At 55.7% G+C, this 20,582-nt stretch carries 20 protein-coding genes and 1 riboswitch; of the genes, 3 read left to right on the top strand and 17 right to left on the bottom strand.

Annotated elements, in window-relative coordinates:
- Positions 1-5 precede the first annotated feature (5 nt).
- Both rpmE and I3V23_10875 read left to right on the top strand, forming a co-directional pair.
- The gene (gene rpmE, locus I3V23_10880) at positions 6-227 is read left to right on the top strand and encodes a 50S ribosomal protein L31 (protein ID QPI85065.1); all 222 of its coding nucleotides are present in this window, start codon (positions 6-8) and stop codon (positions 225-227) included.
- A 172-nt stretch (positions 228-399) separates the two neighbouring features.
- The gene (locus I3V23_10875) at positions 400-1,209 is read left to right on the top strand and encodes a division plane positioning ATPase MipZ (protein ID QPI85064.1); all 810 of its coding nucleotides are present in this window, start codon (positions 400-402) and stop codon (positions 1,207-1,209) included.
- A gap of 2 nt (positions 1,210-1,211) precedes the next feature.
- Here the strand turns inward: I3V23_10875 and I3V23_10870 are convergent, their stop codons facing one another.
- The 14 genes from I3V23_10870 to miaB all read right to left on the bottom strand — a co-directional run bounded on the left by I3V23_10870 (position 1,212) and on the right by miaB (position 16,324).
- On the bottom strand, positions 1,212-2,225 hold the full coding sequence (locus I3V23_10870) for a cytochrome d ubiquinol oxidase subunit II (protein ID QPI85063.1): 1,014 nt from the start codon (positions 2,223-2,225) through the stop codon (positions 1,212-1,214).
- Between the two features lie 4 nt (positions 2,226-2,229).
- Positions 2,230-3,642, bottom strand: a complete 1,413-nt coding sequence (locus I3V23_10865) for a cytochrome ubiquinol oxidase subunit I (GenBank protein QPI85062.1) — start codon at positions 3,640-3,642, stop codon at positions 2,230-2,232.
- Between the two features lie 187 nt (positions 3,643-3,829).
- Entirely contained in the window at positions 3,830-5,491 is a 1,662-nt protein-coding gene (rpsA, locus tag I3V23_10860; GenBank protein QPI86799.1) for a 30S ribosomal protein S1, read from the bottom strand.
- A gap of 226 nt (positions 5,492-5,717) precedes the next feature.
- On the bottom strand, positions 5,718-6,314 hold the full coding sequence (locus I3V23_10855) for a (d)CMP kinase (GenBank protein QPI85061.1): 597 nt from the start codon (positions 6,312-6,314) through the stop codon (positions 5,718-5,720).
- Positions 6,311-7,663, bottom strand: a complete 1,353-nt coding sequence (gene aroA, locus I3V23_10850) for a 3-phosphoshikimate 1-carboxyvinyltransferase (protein ID QPI85060.1) — start codon at positions 7,661-7,663, stop codon at positions 6,311-6,313. Before aroA ends, I3V23_10855 begins: the two co-directional genes overlap by 4 nt.
- A 76-nt stretch (positions 7,664-7,739) precedes the next feature.
- Positions 7,740-8,441, bottom strand: coding sequence for a tRNA (guanosine(46)-N7)-methyltransferase TrmB (gene trmB, locus I3V23_10845; GenBank protein ID QPI85059.1), 702 nt, complete (start codon positions 8,439-8,441; stop codon positions 7,740-7,742).
- A gap of 59 nt (positions 8,442-8,500) precedes the next feature.
- Complete coding sequence (locus tag I3V23_10840; protein ID QPI85058.1) at positions 8,501-9,682, bottom strand: methionine adenosyltransferase; 1,182 nt, start codon at positions 9,680-9,682, stop codon at positions 8,501-8,503.
- A 6-nt stretch (positions 9,683-9,688) separates the two neighbouring features.
- Positions 9,689-9,738, bottom strand: a riboswitch (SAM riboswitch).
- Between the two features lie 18 nt (positions 9,739-9,756).
- Positions 9,757-11,283 (bottom strand): apolipoprotein N-acyltransferase, encoded by a 1,527-nt coding sequence (gene lnt, locus I3V23_10835; GenBank protein ID QPI85057.1) that lies wholly within the window; start codon positions 11,281-11,283, stop codon positions 9,757-9,759.
- A complete protein-coding gene (locus I3V23_10830; protein ID QPI85056.1) occupies positions 11,280-12,179 on the bottom strand; it encodes an HlyC/CorC family transporter in 900 nt (299 codons plus the stop codon). Before I3V23_10830 ends, lnt begins: the two co-directional genes overlap by 4 nt.
- A 44-nt stretch (positions 12,180-12,223) precedes the next feature.
- A complete protein-coding gene (gene ybeY / locus I3V23_10825) occupies positions 12,224-12,718 on the bottom strand; it encodes an rRNA maturation RNase YbeY (protein ID QPI85055.1) in 495 nt (164 codons plus the stop codon).
- A gap of 11 nt (positions 12,719-12,729) precedes the next feature.
- Positions 12,730-13,749, bottom strand: a complete 1,020-nt coding sequence (locus I3V23_10820) for a PhoH family protein (GenBank protein ID QPI85054.1) — start codon at positions 13,747-13,749, stop codon at positions 12,730-12,732.
- Between the two features lie 124 nt (positions 13,750-13,873).
- A complete protein-coding gene (locus I3V23_10815; protein ID QPI86798.1) occupies positions 13,874-14,200 on the bottom strand; it encodes a hypothetical protein in 327 nt (108 codons plus the stop codon).
- 11 nt (positions 14,201-14,211) lie between these two features.
- Positions 14,212-14,628, bottom strand: coding sequence for an OmpA family protein (locus I3V23_10810; GenBank protein QPI86797.1), 417 nt, complete (start codon positions 14,626-14,628; stop codon positions 14,212-14,214).
- A gap of 373 nt (positions 14,629-15,001) precedes the next feature.
- Complete coding sequence (gene miaB / locus I3V23_10805) at positions 15,002-16,324, bottom strand: tRNA (N6-isopentenyl adenosine(37)-C2)-methylthiotransferase MiaB (GenBank protein QPI85053.1); 1,323 nt, start codon at positions 16,322-16,324, stop codon at positions 15,002-15,004.
- A 177-nt stretch (positions 16,325-16,501) separates the two neighbouring features.
- Here miaB and I3V23_10800 point away from each other — a divergent pair, with 177 nt between their 5' ends.
- Entirely contained in the window at positions 16,502-17,362 is an 861-nt protein-coding gene (locus I3V23_10800; GenBank protein ID QPI86796.1) for a hypothetical protein, read from the top strand.
- 80 nt (positions 17,363-17,442) lie between these two features.
- Here I3V23_10800 and I3V23_10795 read toward each other — a convergent pair whose 3' ends face one another.
- The 3 genes from I3V23_10795 to I3V23_10785 all read right to left on the bottom strand — a co-directional run bounded on the left by I3V23_10795 (position 17,443) and on the right by I3V23_10785 (position 20,550).
- Entirely contained in the window at positions 17,443-17,916 is a 474-nt protein-coding gene (locus I3V23_10795) for an Hsp20 family protein (GenBank protein ID QPI85052.1), read from the bottom strand.
- A 153-nt stretch (positions 17,917-18,069) separates the two neighbouring features.
- Positions 18,070-19,392, bottom strand: coding sequence for a glycolate oxidase subunit GlcF (gene glcF, locus I3V23_10790; GenBank protein ID QPI85051.1), 1,323 nt, complete (start codon positions 19,390-19,392; stop codon positions 18,070-18,072).
- An 18-nt stretch (positions 19,393-19,410) separates the two neighbouring features.
- Entirely contained in the window at positions 19,411-20,550 is a 1,140-nt protein-coding gene (locus tag I3V23_10785) for an FAD-binding protein (protein QPI86795.1), read from the bottom strand.
- Between the last annotated feature and the right edge of the window lie 32 nt (positions 20,551-20,582).

Here is a 20,582-nt window from a genome sequence, read left to right as displayed (position 1 = left end):
AGACGATGAAAAAAGACATCCATCCCGATTACCACGTCATCGATGTCAAAATGACCGATGGCACCGTTGTTCAGATGAAATCCACTTGGGGTTCCGAGGGCGATACGCTTGCGCTGGATATTGACCCTTCTGTGCACCCTGCATGGACAGGTGGTGGCGCGCGCTTGATGGATACAGGCGGCCGCGTTTCCAAGTTCAAAAAGAAATACGAAGGTCTGGGTTTCTAATCCAAACGCACTTAACTGTTTCAAAACACCGTCCCTTTGGGGCGGTGTTTTTCATTTTAGCCATAAGTTAAATGTCTTTCTTGCTTAACAGCGCAGCATTCCTTCCGTATATTGAGGATCAACGGAATGCGCCCACAATATCGGGTGCGCAGTGGGGTAAGTGAGGTTCGTTTTGGCGCATATTATCGTATTCGGGAATGAAAAGGGCGGTTCGGGCAAGTCGACCACAACCATGCATGTGGCCACAGCACTGGTGCGCGAGGGGTTTAAGGTTGGCGGTCTAGATCTGGATTTGCGGCAGCGCAGTTTCCACCGCTATATCGAAAACCGCCAAGCCACGATGCAAAAACGTGCAATCTCTTTGCCTTGTCCGATTTTGATGACGCTGCCAGAAATTGACCCTGCATCCTTGGCCGAAGGTGAGAATATTTTCGACAAACGCCTGTCCGCGGCGGTTGCGGGCATGGAAAACCAGGTCGATTTCATCGTTATCGACTGCCCCGGATCGCATACGCGGCTCAGCCAAGTCGCCCATTCCATGGCAGATACCTTGGTGACGCCCATGAATGACAGCTTTGTTGATTTTGATCTTTTGGCGCGGGTTGATCCCGAAACCTACGACATCACAGGCCCAAGCGTGTATTCCGAAATGGTGTGGCATTCGCGCAAATTGCGCGCGCAGGCGGGGCTTAAGCCGTTTGATTGGATCGTGCTGCGCAACCGCCTCGGCGCGCAAGAGATGCACAATAAGCGCAAAGTCGGCGCGGCGATGGAAGCCTTGGCCAAGCGGATCGGGTTTCGCGTCAGCTCGGGCTTTGCCGAGCGCGTGATTTTTCGAGAGCTATTCCCATCAGGCCTGACCCTTCTTGATTTGAAAGAGGTTGGCGTTGACAAGCTAAACATCTCAAACCTCGCCGCAAAGCAAGAACTGCGCGACCTAATCAAAGATTTGCGCCTGCCCAATGTTGCGGTTTCTTTCTGAACCTAGTCGTAACTGAGGGCTGTCGCCTTGCCGCGAAAGATCACATAGGCAAGGATTGAATAGGCGATAATGATTGGCACCACGAACAAGGCGCCGATCAGGATAATCAGCAGGCTTTCGGGGGCGGATGCCGCCTCGTATATGGTCAATCGTTCGGGCACGACATAGGGGTAAAAACTATAGGCCAGCCCGATATAGGCCATCGCAAAAAGCGCGCTTGCTGTTGCGAAAGGCGCCCAAGACGCGTGATCCCCCTTGAATGGCATGCGCCTTAGCATAACCCACAAAACAGCCACCAATAAGACAGAGAGAATTGGCAAAGGCGCGAGATAGAGAAATGAAGGATAGCTGAACCATTTCTCAAAGATGCGCAGCGACACCAATGGTGTTGCCGCAGAAACCAATCCAATTCCAAGGATCACACCCCAGAGGCTGCGCTTGCCCCATGTGATTGCCTTGGCCTGTAGCCCGCTATCGGTTTTGTAAATCAACCACATGGCCCCAATGCAGCTATAGCCCACTGTTAAACAGCCCGCTGTCAATATCGCGAAAAACACATGCGCCCCTGTATATTCAAGGCCAAGAATATAGAGGCCCAACATGAATCCTTGCGCCAAAGAGGTCATCAACGAGCCTGCAAAAAACACGCGGTTCCAAGTGGATTTGAACCGAAGGCTTGCCTTGGCGCGGAATTCAAAAGCAACCCCGCGCAGGATGAGGCCCACCAACATTACGAAAACGGGCAGATAGAGCGCGGTCAAAATGATCCCATGCGCCACTGGAAAGGCCACCAAAAGCAGCCCGACAGCCAAAACCAGCCATGTTTCATTCGCGTCCCAAAACGGGCCGATGGAGGCAATCATGCGGTCTTTTTCCTCGGCAGATGCGAAGGGGAACAACAACCCCACGCCAAGGTCGAACCCATCCAAGGTCACATAGACCAAGATCGAAAACCCCATCAACGAGGCAAAGGCCCACGGCAGCCAAATATTTGGATCACCAAAGAGATCAAGCATCGCCCTATTCCCCTGCGACCAATGCAGCTTCAAGGCCCTGTTGCGGGCGTGCAGGGCGCGCCCCGCCCTGCCCCATGGCGGCCTTACGCGCAAGATAGACCAATACGCCCACATAAGCGGCCAAAAGCGCTGCGTAGATCGCCAGATAAACGATCAGCGTTCCCATCACCATCGGTGCGGGCACCTCGGCCACGGCCTCAGCGGTTGTGACCACGCCTTGCACCAACCAAGGCTGCCGCCCAATCTCGGTCGTATACCACCCCGCAAGGGTAGCCACCCATCCCGACAACGCCATTGGCACGAGCGCATAAAGCATTAGTTTTGGCAGCCCTTCGGGAGAGAGGGCTTCACCCGCAACACGCCCGCGGCGCATATAGGCCAACGCGCCCCATGACAGGAACAACATGGCAAAGCCTGTGGCCACCATCACGCGAAACGAAAAGAACACAGGCGCGACAGGCGGGTGTAGGGCCGTGCCATCCTCGGCAATAAACTCATTCAGCCCCGGAACGACCCCATCAAAACTATGAGTCAGGATCAATGAGGCGCCATTTGGGATAGCAATCTCAAAACGATTTTCGCGAGCCGCCTCATCTGGCAAAGCGAAAAGAACCAAGGGCACATTCCCTTGCGTCTCCCAATTCGCTTCCATTGCGGCAACCTTTTGCGGCTGATGTTCGAGCGTGTTAAGCCCATGTAGATCGCCCGCCAGAATTTGCAGTGGGATCAACGCAGCACCCATCACAAGACCCGTGCGAAGCATCACGCGCAGTTCTGCCGCACGATCCCCCCACAGCCAGCGCAGGGCCGCCAAGCCCGCCATCAGGAAGGCTACTGTCAGCCCTGATGCCAAAAGCATATGCAACAGGCGATAGGGCATTGAGGGGTTGAAGATAATCGCCGCCCAATCAGTGGCATGCGCCACGCCATCAATCATCTCAAACCCTGCTGGCGTGTGCATCCAACTGTTCAACACAAGAATCCAAAACGCAGACAAGGTCGTGCCGAAGGCGACCAAGCCCGTGGCCAAGATGTGCAGCCAAGCAGGCACACGGCTGGCCCCAAACAGCATGATGCCGACAAAAGCCGCCTCAAGGAAAAACGCGGTTAACACCTCGTAGGCCAATAGCGGCCCTGCAATATTGCCCACAGTTTCCATAAACCCGGGCCAATTCGTGCCGAATTGGAAGGACATGGTGATCCCAGACACCACCCCCATGGCAAAGGTCAGGGCAAAGATTTTCACCCAGTACAGATAGGCCGCCATAAACCGCGCCTCGCCCGTGCGCCAAAACCGCAGGCGGAAATACAAAAGCACCCACCCCAAGGCGATGGTGATCGTGGGAAACAAGATATGAAACGAGATATTCGCGGCAAATTGAATTCGCGACAGCAACAGCGTGTCTGCAACGTCCATCGGGCAACCTTTCGGCATAAAATCATGCATCTCTGCCCTGCCCGCATTGATGCTTAGTATTCGAGTTAGGCGCAAAAGATGAAAAATCTATGGGCTGCGACAGCCTGTCGTTCCGACAAAGAAAAAGCCCCGCTCTGCTGAGCGGGGCAATTCGATCTCATAACGGGGCCAAAGGCCCGCGTGATGATTATTCGTCTTTGTTCAATGCAGCGCCAAGGATATCGCCCAAGCTTGCACCAGAATCGGATGAGCCATACTGCTCGACCGCTTCTTTTTCTTCGGCGATTTCGCGTGCCTTGATCGACAGGCCCAGTTTGCGGGTCTTCGCATCGATATTGGTTACGCGCACATCGATCTTGTCACCAACCGAGAAACGGTCAGGGCGCTGATCACCACGGTCGCGGCTGAGGTCAGAGCGGCGAATGAAGGATTTCATGCCTTCATATTCCACTTCCAAACCGCCTTCTTCGACCGAAGTCACAACAACAGTGATGACCGAGCCACGCTTCACGCCGCCAACTGCATCTGCGAATGGATCGCCATCAACAGCTTTGATCGACAGAGAGATACGCTCTTTCTCAACGTCAACTTCGGTAACAACCGCTTTGACCATATCGCCTTTGCGGTAATCGCCGATCACATCCTCACCACGGCCTTCCCATGTCAGGTCAGACAGGTGAACCATGCCGTCAATGTCGTTCTCGAGACCGATGAACAAACCGAATTCGGTGATGTTCTTGATCTCGCCTTCAACCGCTGTGCCAACAGGATGGGTTTCTGCAAACACTTCCCATGGGTTGCGCATGGTCTGCTTGAGGCCAAGCGATACGCGGCGCTTGGAGCTGTCGATCTCCAGAACCATAACTTCGACTTCTTGGCTGGTCGAAACGATCTTGCCAGGATGCACGTTTTTCTTTGTCCAAGACATCTCGGAAACGTGCACCAGACCTTCAACGCCAGGCTCCAGCTCAACAAATGCACCGTAATCGGTGATGTTGGTCACGCGGCCCATGTGAACGGATTCAAGCGGGAATTTCGCTTCAACGGAATCCCATGGATCGTCCAACAGCTGCTTCATGCCGAGGCTGATGCGATGGGTGTCTTTGTTGACCTTGATCACCTGAACCTTCACGGTCTCACCAATTGTGAGAACCTCTTTTGGATCATTCACACGGCGCCATGCCATGTCGGTGACGTGCAACAGGCCGTCAACACCGCCCAAGTCGACAAATGCGCCGTATTCGGTGATGTTCTTGACCACACCATCCACGATGTCGCCTTCGCCCAGTTTGCCGATAACTTCGGCGCGCTGCTCGGCGCGGCTTTCCTCAAGGATTGCACGGCGGGACACAACGATATTGCCACGGCGGCGATCCATTTTCAGGATTTGGAATGGCTGCTTGAGGCCCATCAAAGGCCCTGCATCCCGCACGGGGCGCACGTCAACCTGAGACCCAGGCAAGAACGCAACAGCACCGCCAAGATCAACGGTGAAGCCACCTTTGACGCGGCCAAAGATTGCGCCATCGACACGCTCTTCTGCGGCATATGCTTTTTCCAAGCGATCCCATGCGGCTTCGCGGCGGGCCATTTCGCGGCTCAGAACCGCTTCGCCACGCGCGTTTTCCACATTGCGCAAGTAAACCTCTACCTCATCGCCTACTGCGATTTCGGGGGCCTCGCCGGGATTTGCGAATTCTTTAAGGTCGATGCGGCCTTCCATTTTGTAGCCCACATCAATGATGGCTTGGCCCGCTTCGATTGCGATGACCTTACCAGTGACAACCGCACCTTCCGCGGGGGTGTCAATCTCGAAGCTTTCATTCAGAAGGGCTTCGAATTCTTCCATAGTTGCTTTAGCGCACATAGATATTCAGTTCCTTTTCATAGAGCTATTCGGGCCATGCGGTTGTCTCCGCAGGTCTTTGGTTTCGTTTTCAATCGCCCCCTCGAAAATGATGAAGGGCCGGAGGATATCCCGACCCTGCTCAATCCGAGACGTTGACCGTCTGCTTGATTGCGTGGCTCATACAGTCATTGCGCCAGTATGACAAGGGTTTTGGCCATTTTTCACACTAGCCCTTGAGGCGAGCTGTCACATGTTCTGCCGCAAGGCGAACAGCCGCCTCAATATCCAAATCGCTGGTGTCGATCACCACCGCATCCTCGGCGGCACGCAATGGGGCATCTGCACGCGACATATCGCGGCTGTCGCGCTCAATGATCTCGTTCAAGATCTGTGCTTCATCTCCCCCAAGTTCCAAATAGCGGCGATGCGCGCGCACTTCGGGGCGGGCTGTGATGAATAATTTCAAATCCGCATCGGGGCAGATCACCGTGCCAATATCGCGCCCATCCAAAACGGCGCCGCCACTTTGACGGGCAAACTCGCGTTGAAATGTCACCAAGGCACTGCGCACCTCGGGGATCACAGCAACTTTTGAGGCGGCTTGCCCCGCCGCATGGCTGCGCAGATCAGTGCGGGCCAGATCGGCGGCTGTCAGATTTTGCGCGGCCATCTCAGGCGCGGCGCCATCAGCCACTTTTGCCCCAACGGCCCGATAAAGCAGGCCTGTATCGAGATGGGCAAAGCCAAATTGATCAGCCAAGCGGCGGCTAATCGTGCCCTTACCTGCGGCCGCAGGCCCATCAATGGCGACCGTGAAAATCAAACGTCCACCTCGCCAAGCGTGGCGCCAAGCCCCCGCATCAGGTCAATGAAGATGGGGAATGAAGTCGTAATTGGCCCGCCATCATCAATTTGCACGGGCTCTTTCGTGGACAGCCCCAAGCACAAGAAAGACATGGCGATCCGATGATCCAAATGCGTTGCACATATCGCGCCGCCTTGCACACCGCCCGCACCGCGACCCTGCACAATCCACCAATCAGGGCCATCCTCCACCTCAACCCCATTTGCGCGCAGACCTGTGGCCATGGCATCAATGCGGTCGCTTTCCTTGACGCGCAGTTCTTTGACCCCGCGCATCACAGTCGCGCCCGTGGCATTCGCGGCCACGACCGACAGAATTGGGTATTCATCAATCATACTTGCGGCGCGCTCAGGCGGAACTTCGATCCCCTTGAGATCAGGTGAGAAACGCGCACGGATGTCTGCCATAGGCTCTCCGCCTTCATCGCGGATGTTTTCATAGGTCAAATCCGCCCCCATCTCGATCAGGGTTTCAAACAAACCTGCGCGGGTGGGGTTAAGTCCGATATTTGGCACCAATACATCTGAACCTTCCGTGATCAGCGCCGCACAAATTGGGAAGGCCGCGGAGGAGGGATCACGGGGCACAGTGATATCTTGAGGGCGCAATTCTGGTTGGCCCTCTAGGGTGATCACACGGCCCTCATCGGTCTGCTCGCTCGTAATCGTTGCGCCAAAACCCGCAAGCATCCGTTCGGTATGGTCCCGCGTGGCCTCTTCTTCGATGACCACAGTTTGTCCGCGCACATTCAAGCCCGCCAACAGAACCGCAGATTTGACCTGTGCTGAGGGCACAGGCAACTTATAGCGCACAGGCACGGGGGTTTCCGCACCGATAATCGTCATCGGCAAGCGCCCGCCTGAGCGCCCAAAGGCCTGTGCACCAAAAAGAGCGAGCGGGTCTGTGACCCGTGCCATGGGGCGCTTATTAAGGCTTGCATCGCCTGTAAAGGTGGCGGCAATTGGGGTTGTGGCCATAGCCCCCATAATCAGACGCACGCCTGTGCCAGAATTGCCGCAATCAATCACATGATCAGGCTCGGCAAAGCCGCCAACACCAACGCCGTCCACATGCCACTCGCCATCCGCAACACGCGTGACGCGGGCACCAAAGGAGGCCATCGCCTTGGCCGTATCCAAAACATCTTGCCCCTCAAGTAACCCTTTGATGCGCGTTTGCCCAATGGCCATCGCCCCAAAAATAAGGCTGCGATGCGAGATGGATTTATCGCCTGGCACATGCGCCTCGCCCGACAAACCCGCGGATTTCCGCGCCTGCATTTTGATAGGTTTTCCGTGGGCAGACATGCTTCATTCCCTCGCAAATTAACTTGGCCCATCTGATAGCGGTGACAGCCCGCCGCGTCCACAGGCTTTGGGGGTATTACCCCAATCGGCGGAAGGTCAGATAATGGGGAACCCGCCCCTCCCGCAGGGCTTTTTGTTCGTAACGGGTGGAAATCCAATCGCCCCAAGGTTTGCGCCAATCCTCTGGCCCTTCGGCCAACCATTCAAACCCTGCCTTTGGAACTTCCTCCAATGTCTGGCGGACATAGTCGGGAATATCGGTTGCAACCCGAAAAATCGCGCCGGGCTGCAAAACCCGCGCTAAAGGTTCCAAATGCTCGGGCGTGACGAAACGGCGGCGATGGTGGCGTTTCTTCGGCCACGGATCAGGATAAAGCAAAAACGCACGCGCTATTGATGCATCAGGCAGCACATCAAACATATCGCGCACGTCGCCCGGAAAAACCCGCAGATTGGCGACACCGCTGGCGCGAATTTTGCCAAGTAGCATGGCCACGCCATTGATATAGGGCTCGCAACCAATCAATCCGACATTGGGGTTCAGCGCGGCTTGGTGCACCATGTGCTCGCCGCCGCCAAACCCAACCTCAAGCCAAACATCGCGCCCGCCAAACAGCGTCTCAAGATCAAGGGCTGTGCGATCGGGGTTCTCATCCCAATCAACCGCGCCAGGACTAAGCTTGGCCAAGTCCTGTTCCAAATAGGCTTCTTGGCTGTCGCGCAGGTTATGCCCTTTACGGCGGCCATAGAAATTGCGGTAGGGTCTGGCTTCGGTCATCTTTGAAAGAAGGCCCCAACCAAATCGGTCAGGGCCATACTCCATCTGCAAGGTTCAAATTAGAGCGCGGATTTGATCGCATCGACCAAATCAGTGCGCTCCCACGAGAAGCCACCATCTGCCTCGGGGGCGCGGCCAAAATGGCCATAGGCCGCAGTGCGCTGGAAGATTGGCTTATTCAAACCCAAATGCAGGCGAATGCCGCGTGGGGTCAGGTTCATCGCCTGCGCCACGGCGCGCTCAATCGCGGCCTCATCGACATTGCCGGTGCCATGTGTGTCGGCATAGATCGACAAGGGCTTGGCCACACCAATCGCATAGGACAGCTGAATAGTGCAGCGATCTGCAAGACCCGCAGCCACCACGTTTTTCGCCAAATAGCGCGCCGCATAGGCGGCTGAGCGATCCACCTTGGTTGGATCTTTGCCCGAGAACGCACCGCCGCCATGTGGGGCCGCGCCACCATAGGTGTCTACGATGATCTTGCGCCCTGTGAGACCCGCATCGCCATCGGGGCCACCAATGACGAATTTACCCGTTGGGTTAACGTGCCATTCTGTAGCGGCGGTCAACCACCCCTCGGGCAGCACTTCGCGGATATACGGCTCGACCAAGTCCCGCACATCAGCGGAGGTCATGCTTTCGTCCAAATGCTGTGTCGACAAAACCAAGGAAGTGATTTCAACTGGCTTGCCATCCTCATAGCGCACAGAAAGCTGCGATTTCGCATCTGGCCCAAGCTGCGGGGCCGCGCCCGATTTGCGTGCCTCAGCCAAACGGCGCAGGATCGCATGGGAATATTGGATCGGGGCGGGCATCAGATCAGGGGTTTCATTGGTGGCAAAGCCAAACATGATCCCTTGGTCGCCTGCACCCTCGTCTTTATCCTCTGCGGCGTTCACGCCTTGTGCGATATGGGCGGATTGCTCGTGCAAGAGGTTGGTGATCTCACAGGTTTTCCAATGGAATTTGTCCTGCTCATACCCAATGTCGCGGATACACGCGCGGGCGATATCTTCGATACGGCCCATGTAGTCGCGCAGCTTATCTTGGTCGGACAAACCAACCTCGCCACCGATCACAACGCGATTGGTCGTGGCGAAAGTCTCGCAGGCAACACGCGCTTCTGGTTCTTCGGACAAAAACGCGTCCAAGACCGCATCAGAGATACGATCGCATACTTTATCAGGATGACCTTCCGAAACGGATTCGGAGGTGAAAACATAGTGCTTACGGGACATGATAAGTGCTCCATTGGGGTTAAAGCCGCCACGTCAGGAAGCCGTTGTGGGGCCAAGATTGCGCCGCTTTATCTTCAAGTGCGGGTGGGATCAACCATATCAACACGCCGCTTGCGCAAAAATGCGCCCAAGAGCCCCAAAAGCATCACCCCATAAGCTACATCCCCAAACCGCGCATAAAGGGTCGGGGGTAAGGATGGGGGCAAGGTGGCATCAATCACACCCATCTCTCCCATTCCCAAAGCAGATACGATTTCGCCACGCGCATCTATCACGGCGCTGACACCTGTATTGGCGGCGCGCAAAACGGGCAAACCTTGCTCTGCTGCGCGCAGCTGAAGCAGGGCCAAATGCTGGTACGGGCCTGAAAACTGACCAAACCACGCATCATTGGTGGCATGGAACATCCAATCAGGGCGTGGCACATCCGTGATATAATGCGGGAAAATCGCCTCGTAACAGACCATCGGGAACACGGTTCCAATATCTGCGCCGAGGTCAAAGACCTGTGGCCCTGACCCGCGTGAGAAACTTAGACCCATGCGATTTGCGAGCCCGTGTAGCCCCATCTCGCGCGCAAGGGATTGCAAGGGCATATATTCCCCGAAAGGCACCAAATGATGCTTATCATAGGTTGCAGTCACTGCGCCGGTTTGATCCACCAGTGCAAGGGAGTTATAGGCAACCTCCCCCTCAAGACGTTGTGCGCCCAAAATCAACAGGCCGCCGCCTGCAGCAGAGGCCAGATCTTGGCGGATGGTTTCGGTATTCTCCAAGAGCGAAGTTAAAACCGTTTCGGGATAAAGCATCAAATCGGGCCGTGCGCCCCCTGCCTCACGGACGGGCAGAGCGGTGAGATCCAGAATCCGATCTTGAAAAAACGGCTTCATCTCAGGCCGCCATTTGAGGTCTTGTGCAGCATTGGGTTGAATGATGCGGATGAGCGGCGCATCTGGGGCCGCCTGTGGCGCGGGAAAGACTGGCATGAACACCCAAAGCGCCACAATGCCGCCCAACAGCCCCCCAACGAAACGCCACGCGCCGTTCATTGTAAAATGGGCCAAAAGACCCGCAGCACTGAGCAACAGGAGGCCCATCCCATGCGCACCGATGACCCCCGCCAAAATCCGCAAATTGGTGCCAATCATGGCGTGGCCAAACATTGCCCAAGGAAACCCCGTCAGGATATAGGCGCGCAGATATTCCCCGAATGACAGCGCCAGAACAATCGCCATGATGCGGGCCGCACGGCCTTGGGGCCGGGCCAAGGCGCATATCGCCCAGACGGGCAGTGCGAAAAACAGAGCCAACCCACCTGATAAGCCCAAAATCGCGAAAGGGGCCATCCACCCCTCTTGCGCTGCATAGACCATGAAGGGCTCGACAATCCAATGCAGCGCAAGGATGAAGTAGCCCAATCCCCCCCAAAACGCGGAAACCGCCGCGGCCTTGGAGGTTGGTGATTGGGCCAAGAGATAGATCAAAGCGCCCAAACCCAATGGGGTCGCGATGAGTATGTTAAACGGCGCAATGCCCAGAGCCGCGCCGAAACCTGCGCAAAATGCCAACAGACGCGGATCGCGCAGCCGTGTCATGATCACGCAGCGTCACCTTTGGGCAATCGCACACGCAACCGTTTGATCCGCCGCGCATCGGCATCGACAACCTCAAACTCGGCGCCAGAAGGGTGCGGAACGATTTCCCCGCGCGCGGGAATACGCCCCGTCAGTTTGAACACCAAACCACCAAGGGTGTCGATTTCCTCATCTTCGTCAGTGTCCAGCAGTTTGATCCCAATCTCGGCTTCAAACTCGTCTAATGGGGCGCGGGCAAGGGCGAGATAAGCGCCTGATTTCTCATGGCTCCATGGGCTGTCTTCTTCGACATCATGCTCATCTTCAATCTCACCGATGACCTGTTCGATCAAATCTTCGATGGTCACCAAACCATCGACACCGCCATATTCATCAATCACCAAAGCCATATGGGTGCGCTCGGTCTGCATTTTTTGCAGAAGCACCCCAATCGGCATGGAGGGCGGCGCATAAAGCAAGGGCCGCAGCATAGAGCGTAAATCGAAATCGCCGTCCGACTTGTGAAAGCCATGGCCTAAAGCAACGTCTTTCAAATGGACGAGGCCGATGGGGCTATCGAGGGTGCCATCGTAAACTGGCAGGCGCGTGTTGCCGCTTTCGCGAAACACCGCGATGAGATCGTCAAGGCTGATATCAGCGGGCACCGCTGTGATCTCGACACGCGGGATCGACACATCCTCGACCCGCAAACGGCGCAGATTGGACATGCCAAATTGCGCAAAGGATTTACCCTCGCTTGCGGGGTGGCTCAGGCTTTCGCCTTCGGCATGATCTGCATGATCGGGGTCTGATGGGCTAGACCCAAAAAGACGGGAGAAGAAACTTTGCCTTTGCGGCAGAGGCTCGTCATCAAGGGGCGCGCTTTGCGCCGCGATAGACGAGGGTTCGGGATTTGAGCTCATAGCCCCTTTCCAAGGTTACACTGACAAAACTTGTGCCATCCGCCCTAATATGGGTCAGCAACCCCCAGTCTGGCAAGGATGCGTGTCTCTAAACTTTCCATCACCGTGGCATCGGGGTCATTTATATGATCAAATCCCAACAAATGAAGGATCGAATGAACCATCAAATGGGTCAAATGATCATCAAAATCTTTGCCCTGCTCCTCCGCCTCGCGGGCGCAAGTCTCATAGGCGACTGCAATATCGCCCAATTCATGTGGTGGGCCATCCGCGGCGGGGGTCGGCAATTGGGGCATTTGACCAAGGGGCAGGTCAATCTCTTCTGCGGGCCAAGACAACACATTGGTCGATGTCGGCTTGCCCCGAAAATCGCTGTTTAGGGTTGCGATGCGGGTATCGTCACAGGCCAAAACTGAAACTGCAAACCGCGCAGGATCAAGCCTAAGCTCGGCACATATACCTTCTGCCGCGCGCGCAGTGACATCTTCAATGTCACAGGCCTGCCACGCAGGGGTTTCAATCAGAATGTCAATTTCCATGCGCCTTGCGCCTAACCTTTAACCTCATCGGCGTCATAGGCCTCGATAATCTTGGCGACCATCGGATGACGCACCACATCTTTTGCGGTGAAATAGTTAAAGCTGATCCCTGAGACAGCACCCAAAATGCGTTCGGCCTCAGCAAGGCCAGAATTTACGCCACGCGGCAAATCAACCTGACTGCGATCACCCGTGATAACCATGCGGCTGCCGCGTCCCAGACGGGTCAAGAACATCTTAATTTGCATTGTGGTTGCGTTTTGGGCTTCGTCCAAAACGACATAGGCATTGGCCAATGTCCGCCCCCGCATGAACGCCAAAGGTGCAATTTCAATGGTTTTTTCTTCCATCAATTTCTGCAATTGCCGACCGGGCAGAAAATCGTGCAGCGCATCATAAAGGGGCTGCATATAGGGATCGACCTTGTCCTTCATATCCCCAGGCAAGAATCCCAAACGCTCGCCCGCTTCCACAGCAGGGCGCGACAAGATGATCCGATCCACATGGCCATTGATCAAGCGGTTTACAGCGACAGCAACCGCCAAATAGGTTTTACCCGTTCCCGCTGGGCCAATCCCAAAGGCCAGTTCGTTTTTTAGCAAGTTTTGAACATAGGCTTTTTGCGCATCGGTGCGGGGCTCGACCGTTTTCTTGCGGGTGCCGATTTCCAACGAGGATGCACCAAACATTTCAATCTGGTCACCTGCGCGAACGCCTGTCCCCTCAACAGAGCCACGCATACGGATTGCGCCCTCGACATCTTCGGCCTCTACTGATTTTCCTGCCTCTAATCGCGCGTAGAGACTGCCCAAAACTTCGGCCGCGCGCTCCCGCGCCTCGCCATGCACGGCCAATTGGTTGCCACGGCGAATGATCTGCACCGACAGCGTTGTTTCAATTTGCGTGAGATTTCGGTCGAATTCTCCACAAAGGTCGATCAGAAGGCGATTGTCAGGAAAGCTCAGCTGCAAATCCGCAGGGGGGCCAGATTTAGGGGTGGCGGGTGCGCTCAACGTGGACAATGCCAACATACTCTCCTTCGCTCAGAGAAGATTCCTGAGTTGAGAGTGCCAAGCCCTCGCAGCCAAATCAATAGCTAGTGTGATATGCACGAAAATTTCACATATCTAGGCGACAGCTGACCGATTTTTGCGCCTAGAACAGACCAGCAGAGCGAATATCAGGCACAACCCCACCTGTAGCGTAGTCACCAACAACTGAATTTGGCGGCGCAACAGCCGTGCAAACAGGCAAGCCAGACACGGGATCACGGCGGCGCGACCAATACTCTTCCGCGCCATCGTCAATCATCCAAATGTGGCAACCATCAGGGTCGACATAGATGGCGGCCTGTAATTGGCTAAGGTCTTTTGCGTCAAAACCGCGATCACGATTGCTCGCAATTGGGCGGTCTAGACCTGAACAGCCCGACAAAACTGTAGCCGCCCCAATTAGGGCAATCGCCAAATATCGCTGACGCATCATGGCCCCCTTCATCTATAACATACGATTTCAACGCGGCGGTTGCGCTGCATATTGGAGGCGCTGTCATTGGGTGCAATTGGTCGGCGTTCGCCATAGCCAATTTCACGCGCCACGCGCGCCCCAACACCGCGCGCCACATTGGCCACCGATTCGGCGCGGGCCTGGGAGAGGCGGATATTGTATTCATCTGAGGCGCGCGCATCAGTATGCCCATAAATCGCATAGGCAAACGCACCCGCCGAGCGGAAAAACTGTTCCAACTGCGCGCGACCATTTGCGGTCAAATGCGCGCTGTCTGTCGCGAAAAGAACATCGCTATTCGTCACTGCGCAGGTGTTGACGCGCATGCAGACAGGCATCCCCGTTTGGGGATTCACACGTCCCTCCATGTAGCCCTCAAGACCGCCATCGGCGACCCAATGCATACAGCCGTCAGGATCAATCCAGATCCCCGGCTGCACGCGACCAGAAATAGCCCCACTCTGCGCTGCCGCGAATTGTGGCACAAAGGCAAGCAGCCCAATCGCCAAAAACCGCACAGCATGTGCCATTCCATGTTGGATAAAGCTGTTCAAAAGCACGCCCAATCTCAAAATTCTTTCCCTGCGACCATCCCGCTAAAATGCGGAAGAGTGGTTAACAGCGCGATTATTCGAGAGAATATCCGAGCAATTTCGCTTCGGAAAGAAAAATATATCAATATTTAGATATAAATAGAGAAACAATCTCAACAAATTGTGAGAAATTGTTCCTGTTGGGGCATCCTACCCGCCGAAGGCCACCCCAGACATCCGCAGACTATACCAACGCGCCTGTCAAGGAATTGGTGGCAGACTTAATGATTCGAACCATTGCCACTTGACCAATTAATTCAGCAGGCGCGACAGCATGAACCGAATGCAAATAGCCCGATTTTCCAATCAATTGCCCCTCTTGGCGCCCATGCTTTTCAAACAGAACTGGCAGTTCGCGCCCCACCATGCCGTCTTGAGCCGCCCTTTGTTGTTCGGTCAAAAGCGCCTGCAGTTCTTGCAAACGGGAATCTGCAATCTCAGGCGCAACATCTGCACGCTCGGCCGCGGGCGTGCCGGGACGCGCGGAATATTTGAAGGAATAGGCCTGTCCGTAATTCACTTTGCGCACCAAATCCATCGTTTGCGCAAAATCTTCATCTGTCTCGCCGGGGAAGCCCACGATGAAATCCCCTGACAGCAACAAATCAGGGCGCGCGTCACGGATGCGTGCGATCAGGTCGAGATAGTCCTGCGCGGTATGTTTGCGATTCATCGCTTTGAGAATACGATCAGACCCCGATTGCACAGGCAAATGAAGATAGGGCATCAGCTTATCACAATCGCCAAAAGCCGCGATCAGGTCATCTTCCATGTCATTGGGGTGCGATGTGGTAAAGCGGATACGCGCCAAATCTTCGATTTTCGCCAATTCACGGATCAGGCGCGCAAGCCCCCATTCACGCCCATCCTCATCTTGGCCGTGATAGGCATTCACATTTTGCCCCAAAAGCGTGATTTCGCGCACGCCGCGTTCGACCAGATCGCGCGCCTCCCCCAAAATGCGCGCAACGGGGCGACTGACCTCAGCGCCGCGGGTATAGGGCACAACGCAAAACGCACAGAATTTGTCGCAGCCTTCCTGCACCGTTAAAAACGCACAAGGCCCGCGCTTGGCACGGCGATCTTTTGGCAGATGCAGAAACTTATCTTCTTCGGGGAAATCCGTATCAAGGGCCTTTTCCCCTGCCTCAACCGCGCGCATCATGGCAGGAAGGCGGTGATAGGTTTGCGGGCCAACGACCAAGTCCACAATCGGTTGACGGCGCATAATCTCTTCGCCTTCGGCCTGCGCGACACAGCCCGCAACACCAATTTTCAGATTGGGGTTGTCATCGCGCAAAGGTTTCAGGCGGCCCAATTCCGAATAGATCTTTTCCGATGCCTTCTCGCGAATGTGGCACGTATTCAGCAGGATCATATCCGCTTCTTCCGCACTGCCCACCTGCTCATAACCCTGACCAGACAGCGCCTCTGCCATACGCTCGCTGTCATAGACATTCATCTGGCAGCCATAGGTTTTCACGAATAGCTTTTTGGGTTCAGTCATTGCACGGGGCCTTTTTCGCAGATCGCAGCACAGGGTCATTTAGCCCAAGAGCGGGCGCACATCAACGCATGTGACCCATTGCAATAGACCACAAAGCCCCGCAAATTGGGGTTGGGTTACAAAAATTTCAGAATTGGTCGGAATAAACCGCATATGCAGATCAAAGACTATGCATCTTTGGCCGAATTTCGCCGCCTGCCGCGGGGCGGGTTTGGCAAGGGGCCTTTTGCAATTTTGATTGCAGAGGATCGGGTTGAATTGGCCTCGACACTGTCTCATTTGATGCAATTGGGGTTTCGCCATGTGTTCATCGCAGCCCCCACTGGTTTGGACATTACCCCCGAGACAGAGGGGCACGCCCCAAACACTGTTTCGATTATTCGCGCGCAAACCCGCCGCGCAGATGCCGCTGCCAGTCTTGTGAATGCGCTGATCCCTCTCGTGCCAAATGAATGGGTTCATTACTGCTATAACGCTGAATATTTCTTTTACCCGTTCTGCGAGGATCGCACTGTGGGAGAAATGGCAGCCTTTATCGCGGAAGAACGCCGCGACTGCGCGCTGACCTATGTGATTGATCTCTACGCACAAGACCTGAACATCGCACCAAATGCCGTGAACCTAGATCATGCCATGCTCGACAGTGCAGGGTATTTTGCCGATGCGCGCCGTGATGAAACGGGCCGCGCTAAGGATCGCCAACATGATTTTTTTGGCGGTTTACGCTGGCGCTTTGAGGAACATGTTCCCAAAGAACGGCGGCGCATTGATCGGATCGGGTTCTTTCGGGCGAAGGAAGGGCTGCAAATGTTCGAAGATCATCGTCTCAGTGACGAGGAAATGAACACTTTTGCGTGCCAATGGCACCATTCCATCACCGCAACCATCTGTTCGTTTCGCGTGGCCAAAGCACTGCGCAGCAATGCAGGGTCTCGCTATGATATCGGGGATTTTCGCTGGCACCGCTCAAAGCGGTTCCAATGGTCTAGTCAGCAATTGATGGATTTGGGGCTGATGGAACCAGGGCAATGGTTCTAGGGCCACGCCCAGTCCTGCCACCGATCACCGCCTGCGCGCGCGAGGGAGGGCGCACGCGCAGGGGTGTCTGAAGGTCTGTCTCAGACCTCTATATCTGTCACTTCAAGTGCAGGTGTTTGTTTGGATGCCTTGCCAGATGTGATTGCAATCTGACGCGGTTTTTTTGCCTCTGGCACCTCACGCAAGAGATCGACATGCAACATGCCGTTCTCATGGCTTGCTTGGGTCACGCGCACATGATCGGCCAATTGGAACCGCTTCTCAAAAGCGCGGGTCGCAATGCCACGATGCAAATAGGTGCGGGCGGTGTCGTCTTTCTCTTTGCGGGCCGCGATGACCAGTTCCGTCTCGCGTTGCTCAACACGCAATTCAGCCTCTGAAAAACCCGCAACAGCGATTGAGATGCGATAGGTATTCTCATCGGTTTTTTCGATATTATAGGGGGGATAGCTGTTCGCGCCCGTTTCCTGCGTCAGCAGGCTGTCTAACAAATCGGCCATTCGATCAAAGCCGACAGTGGCGCGGTATAGGGGGGTTAGGTCGTAGTTTCGCATAGGACATCCTCCATCAGAAGCGATACCAAGGTTTTCGTGGCGCTCTACATCATGAGACACGCCAACAAAGGTTCAGGTCGGCCCGCTTGGCGGCACCGACCGTTCTGATATTGGAAGCAGCTGTTCGCGTTTCAAGACCCTTGAAACAGGGATTTAGCGCAAGATTGGCACAGGCATTTCCTGCGGTGCGCGCGATATCGCAGGCGGTTTCGGCCCACCTGTGGCCCAATCCAGCAACTCGACCGTATGCACCACAGGATGCCCTGTGCCTGACCCAATTTGCATCATGCAGCCGATATTGCCCGCAGCAATCACATCGGGCTGCAGGGCCTCAAGCGTGCGGATTTTGCGCGCCTTGAGCTTGCCCGAGATTTCAGGTTGCATCAGGTTATATGTGCCTGCCGATCCACAGCATAGGTGACTGTCGGCAGGTTCCAGCACCGTGAACCCCGCGGCTCTGAGCAAATCCTTCGGCGCAGTTTTCACCTTTTGCCCATGTTGCAGCGAACAGGCCGCATGATAGGCCACGTTCAAATCTTCAGGGGCTTTGGCGGCAGACAAGTCCAACTTTTGCAGAAGCTCCGAAATATCCATCGCAAGACCTGATATCGTTGCAGCATCTTCCGCCAAAGGATCATTGCGGAACATATGTCCGTAATCCTTGACTGTGGTTCCACAGCCAGACGTGTTGATCACAATCGCGTCCAAACCTGCGCCGCGCGCCTCGCGCATCCATGCTTTGATATTGGCTGCCGCAAAGCCATGCGATTCCGTCTCGCGGCCCATGTGATGGGTCAAGGCCCCACAGCAGCCTGCACCTTCGGCCACAACCACCTCGCAGCCCAAACGGCGCAACAGGCGAATTGTGGCATCGTTGATATCCGTATTCAGCGCCCGTTGTGCGCATCCCGTCATCAAAGCAACCCGCATTTTGCGCGCGCCATGCGGCGCAAAACTTTGTGCATCATCATTGCGACTAACGGGCGGGATTTGCGCAGGCACCATGTTCAACATCGCCTTGAGCCGCGCATCGGGCATCAAAAAGGCAAAAGGCCGCCCAATCTTCGCCCCCAAAAGTGCAAGGCGAAACCGTGTCGGATAGGGCAGAATTTTCGCCAAGGCAAAGCGCAGAACACGATCCATAAAGGGGCGCTTATAGGTGCGCTCAATATGGGCGCGGGCGTGGTCGACCAAATGCATGTAATGCACCCCCGAAGGGCAGGTGGTCATGCAGGCCAAACAGGACAAACAGCGGTCAATATGTTTGACGGTCTTTGCGTCTGCTGGACGCCCAGATTCAAGCATATCCTTGATCAGGTAAATCCGCCCACGCGGACTGTCCAATTCATCGCCCAACACTTGATAGGTTGGGCAAGTGGCCGTGCAAAATCCGCAATGGACACAGGCGCGCAAAATCTCGTTCGAGCGCGCAGTGGCGGGATCAGCAAGCTGTTCTGGGGTGAATGTCGTCTGCATGGCGAAACACGCCCTTCCTTATGCGGCGGGCATGGCCGTGGCCATCAGCCCTGTGTTCAATATTCCTTTTGGGTCGAATTTGCGGCGCAACCCATCTGACAGCGCCGCCAAAGGCGCAGGCTCAAGGTGGAAGGTCGGGATGCGCGCATGCGTGGCCTCAGATGCACGGATCAGCGTGGCATGGCCACCAAATGCACCAAGGGTCTTGCGCAGATCATGCCCTTCGCCAACCAAGGCCCAAATGAGACCGCCGCCCCAGTCATAGATCACTTCGCCCTTGATTTTCGCGCCGATTGCAGGCCCGTCACTGGGTTTGCACGAGATGCGCCAGACATCGCCCGTTTGCCCCGCAAACGCGGTCACATCGCGTTGATCTTTCCACATCTGGCGCACCAGATCGGGATCAGATATCACCTCCACTTCCCCGAACTCGGCAAGAACGGCGCGTAGGGCATCTGTGCGATAGGCCACGCTTTTGGCAAAGCCTTCGAGACGCAGCATGGTGCGTGACCTGCCACCACGATTGGCGGCATGCGCGGCCCCTGTCACCTCATAGGGCGAGGCTAGGGCACGCGACAGCGCAGCCACGGCGGACTGATCCGACAGCCCCTCAAGGATCAGGCAGGCGCAGGTTTCGACTTCAGGAAGAAGCTTGAAGGAGACTTCGGACAGAACCCCAAGCGTGCCGTAACTGCCTGCCATCAGTTTCACGAGATCATAGCCCGTAACGTTTTTCATCACGCGACCGCCATTCTTGATGACGGTTCCCGCCCCATCAACAAAACGCACGCCGATCAAGCTGTCACGCGCGGCGCCCGCTTGAATGCGGCGCGGCCCCGAAACATTGCCAGCAACCACCCCACCGATTGTGGGCGTGCCATCTGTGCCCAGAAGCGCGCGATGATCCATCGGCTCGAAGGGCAGGCGCTGGTTCTCGGCATGAAGCACGGCCTCAATTTCGGCCAAGGGCGTGCCAGCTTGCGCAACCAAGGTCAGCGCACCCGGCTCGTAAAGCGTGATCCCCGTCAAAGCCGCCGTTGACAAAACTTCGCCCGCAACCGCGCGGCCAATCGGGCGGGTGCCAGCACCACGGATCGCCATGGGATGTTTTGCTGCGGCGAGACAATCGGCCAATTCAGCCTCGGATTTCGGTTGCAACATAGCGCAACGCCCCTTTCATAAGGTAGGCC

This window comes from Rhodobacterales bacterium HKCCA1288 (genome assembly GCA_015693905.1).
In the GTDB taxonomy this organism is placed as follows: Bacteria; Pseudomonadota; Alphaproteobacteria; order Rhodobacterales; family Rhodobacteraceae; genus M30B80.
Note: the sequence above shows the minus strand (reverse complement) of the source record. Positions and strands in the feature narration are given on the sequence as shown.

Bases quoted from the DNA above. Each gene is read 5' to 3' on its own strand.
- rpmE (QPI85065.1), top strand. From the start codon at position 6: ATGAAAAAAGACATCCATCCCGATTACCACGTCATCGATGTCAAAATG.
- I3V23_10870 (QPI85063.1), bottom strand. From the start codon at position 2,225: ATGCTTGATCTCTTTGGTGATCCAAATATTTGGCTGCCGTGGGCCTTT.
- I3V23_10865 (QPI85062.1), bottom strand. From the start codon at position 3,642: ATGGACGTTGCAGACACGCTGTTGCTGTCGCGAATTCAATTTGCCGCG.
- rpsA (QPI86799.1), bottom strand. From the start codon at position 5,491: ATGGAAGAATTCGAAGCCCTTCTGAATGAAAGCTTCGAGATTGACACC.
- aroA (QPI85060.1), bottom strand. From the start codon at position 7,663: ATGTCTGCCCACGGAAAACCTATCAAAATGCAGGCGCGGAAATCCGCG.
- trmB (QPI85059.1), bottom strand. From the start codon at position 8,441: ATGACCGAAGCCAGACCCTACCGCAATTTCTATGGCCGCCGTAAAGGG.
- I3V23_10840 (QPI85058.1), bottom strand. From the start codon at position 9,682: ATGTCCCGTAAGCACTATGTTTTCACCTCCGAATCCGTTTCGGAAGGT.
- I3V23_10830 (QPI85056.1), bottom strand. From the start codon at position 12,179: ATGAGCTCAAATCCCGAACCCTCGTCTATCGCGGCGCAAAGCGCGCCC.
- ybeY (QPI85055.1), bottom strand. From the start codon at position 12,718: ATGGAAATTGACATTCTGATTGAAACCCCTGCGTGGCAGGCCTGTGAC.
- I3V23_10820 (QPI85054.1), bottom strand. From the start codon at position 13,749: ATGTTGGCATTGTCCACGTTGAGCGCACCCGCCACCCCTAAATCTGGC.
- I3V23_10815 (QPI86798.1), bottom strand. From the start codon at position 14,200: ATGCGTCAGCGATATTTGGCGATTGCCCTAATTGGGGCGGCTACAGTT.
- I3V23_10810 (QPI86797.1), bottom strand. From the start codon at position 14,628: ATGCATTGGGTCGCCGATGGCGGTCTTGAGGGCTACATGGAGGGACGT.
- miaB (QPI85053.1), bottom strand. From the start codon at position 16,324: ATGACTGAACCCAAAAAGCTATTCGTGAAAACCTATGGCTGCCAGATG.
- I3V23_10795 (QPI85052.1), bottom strand. From the start codon at position 17,916: ATGCGAAACTACGACCTAACCCCCCTATACCGCGCCACTGTCGGCTTT.
- glcF (QPI85051.1), bottom strand. From the start codon at position 19,392: ATGCAGACGACATTCACCCCAGAACAGCTTGCTGATCCCGCCACTGCG.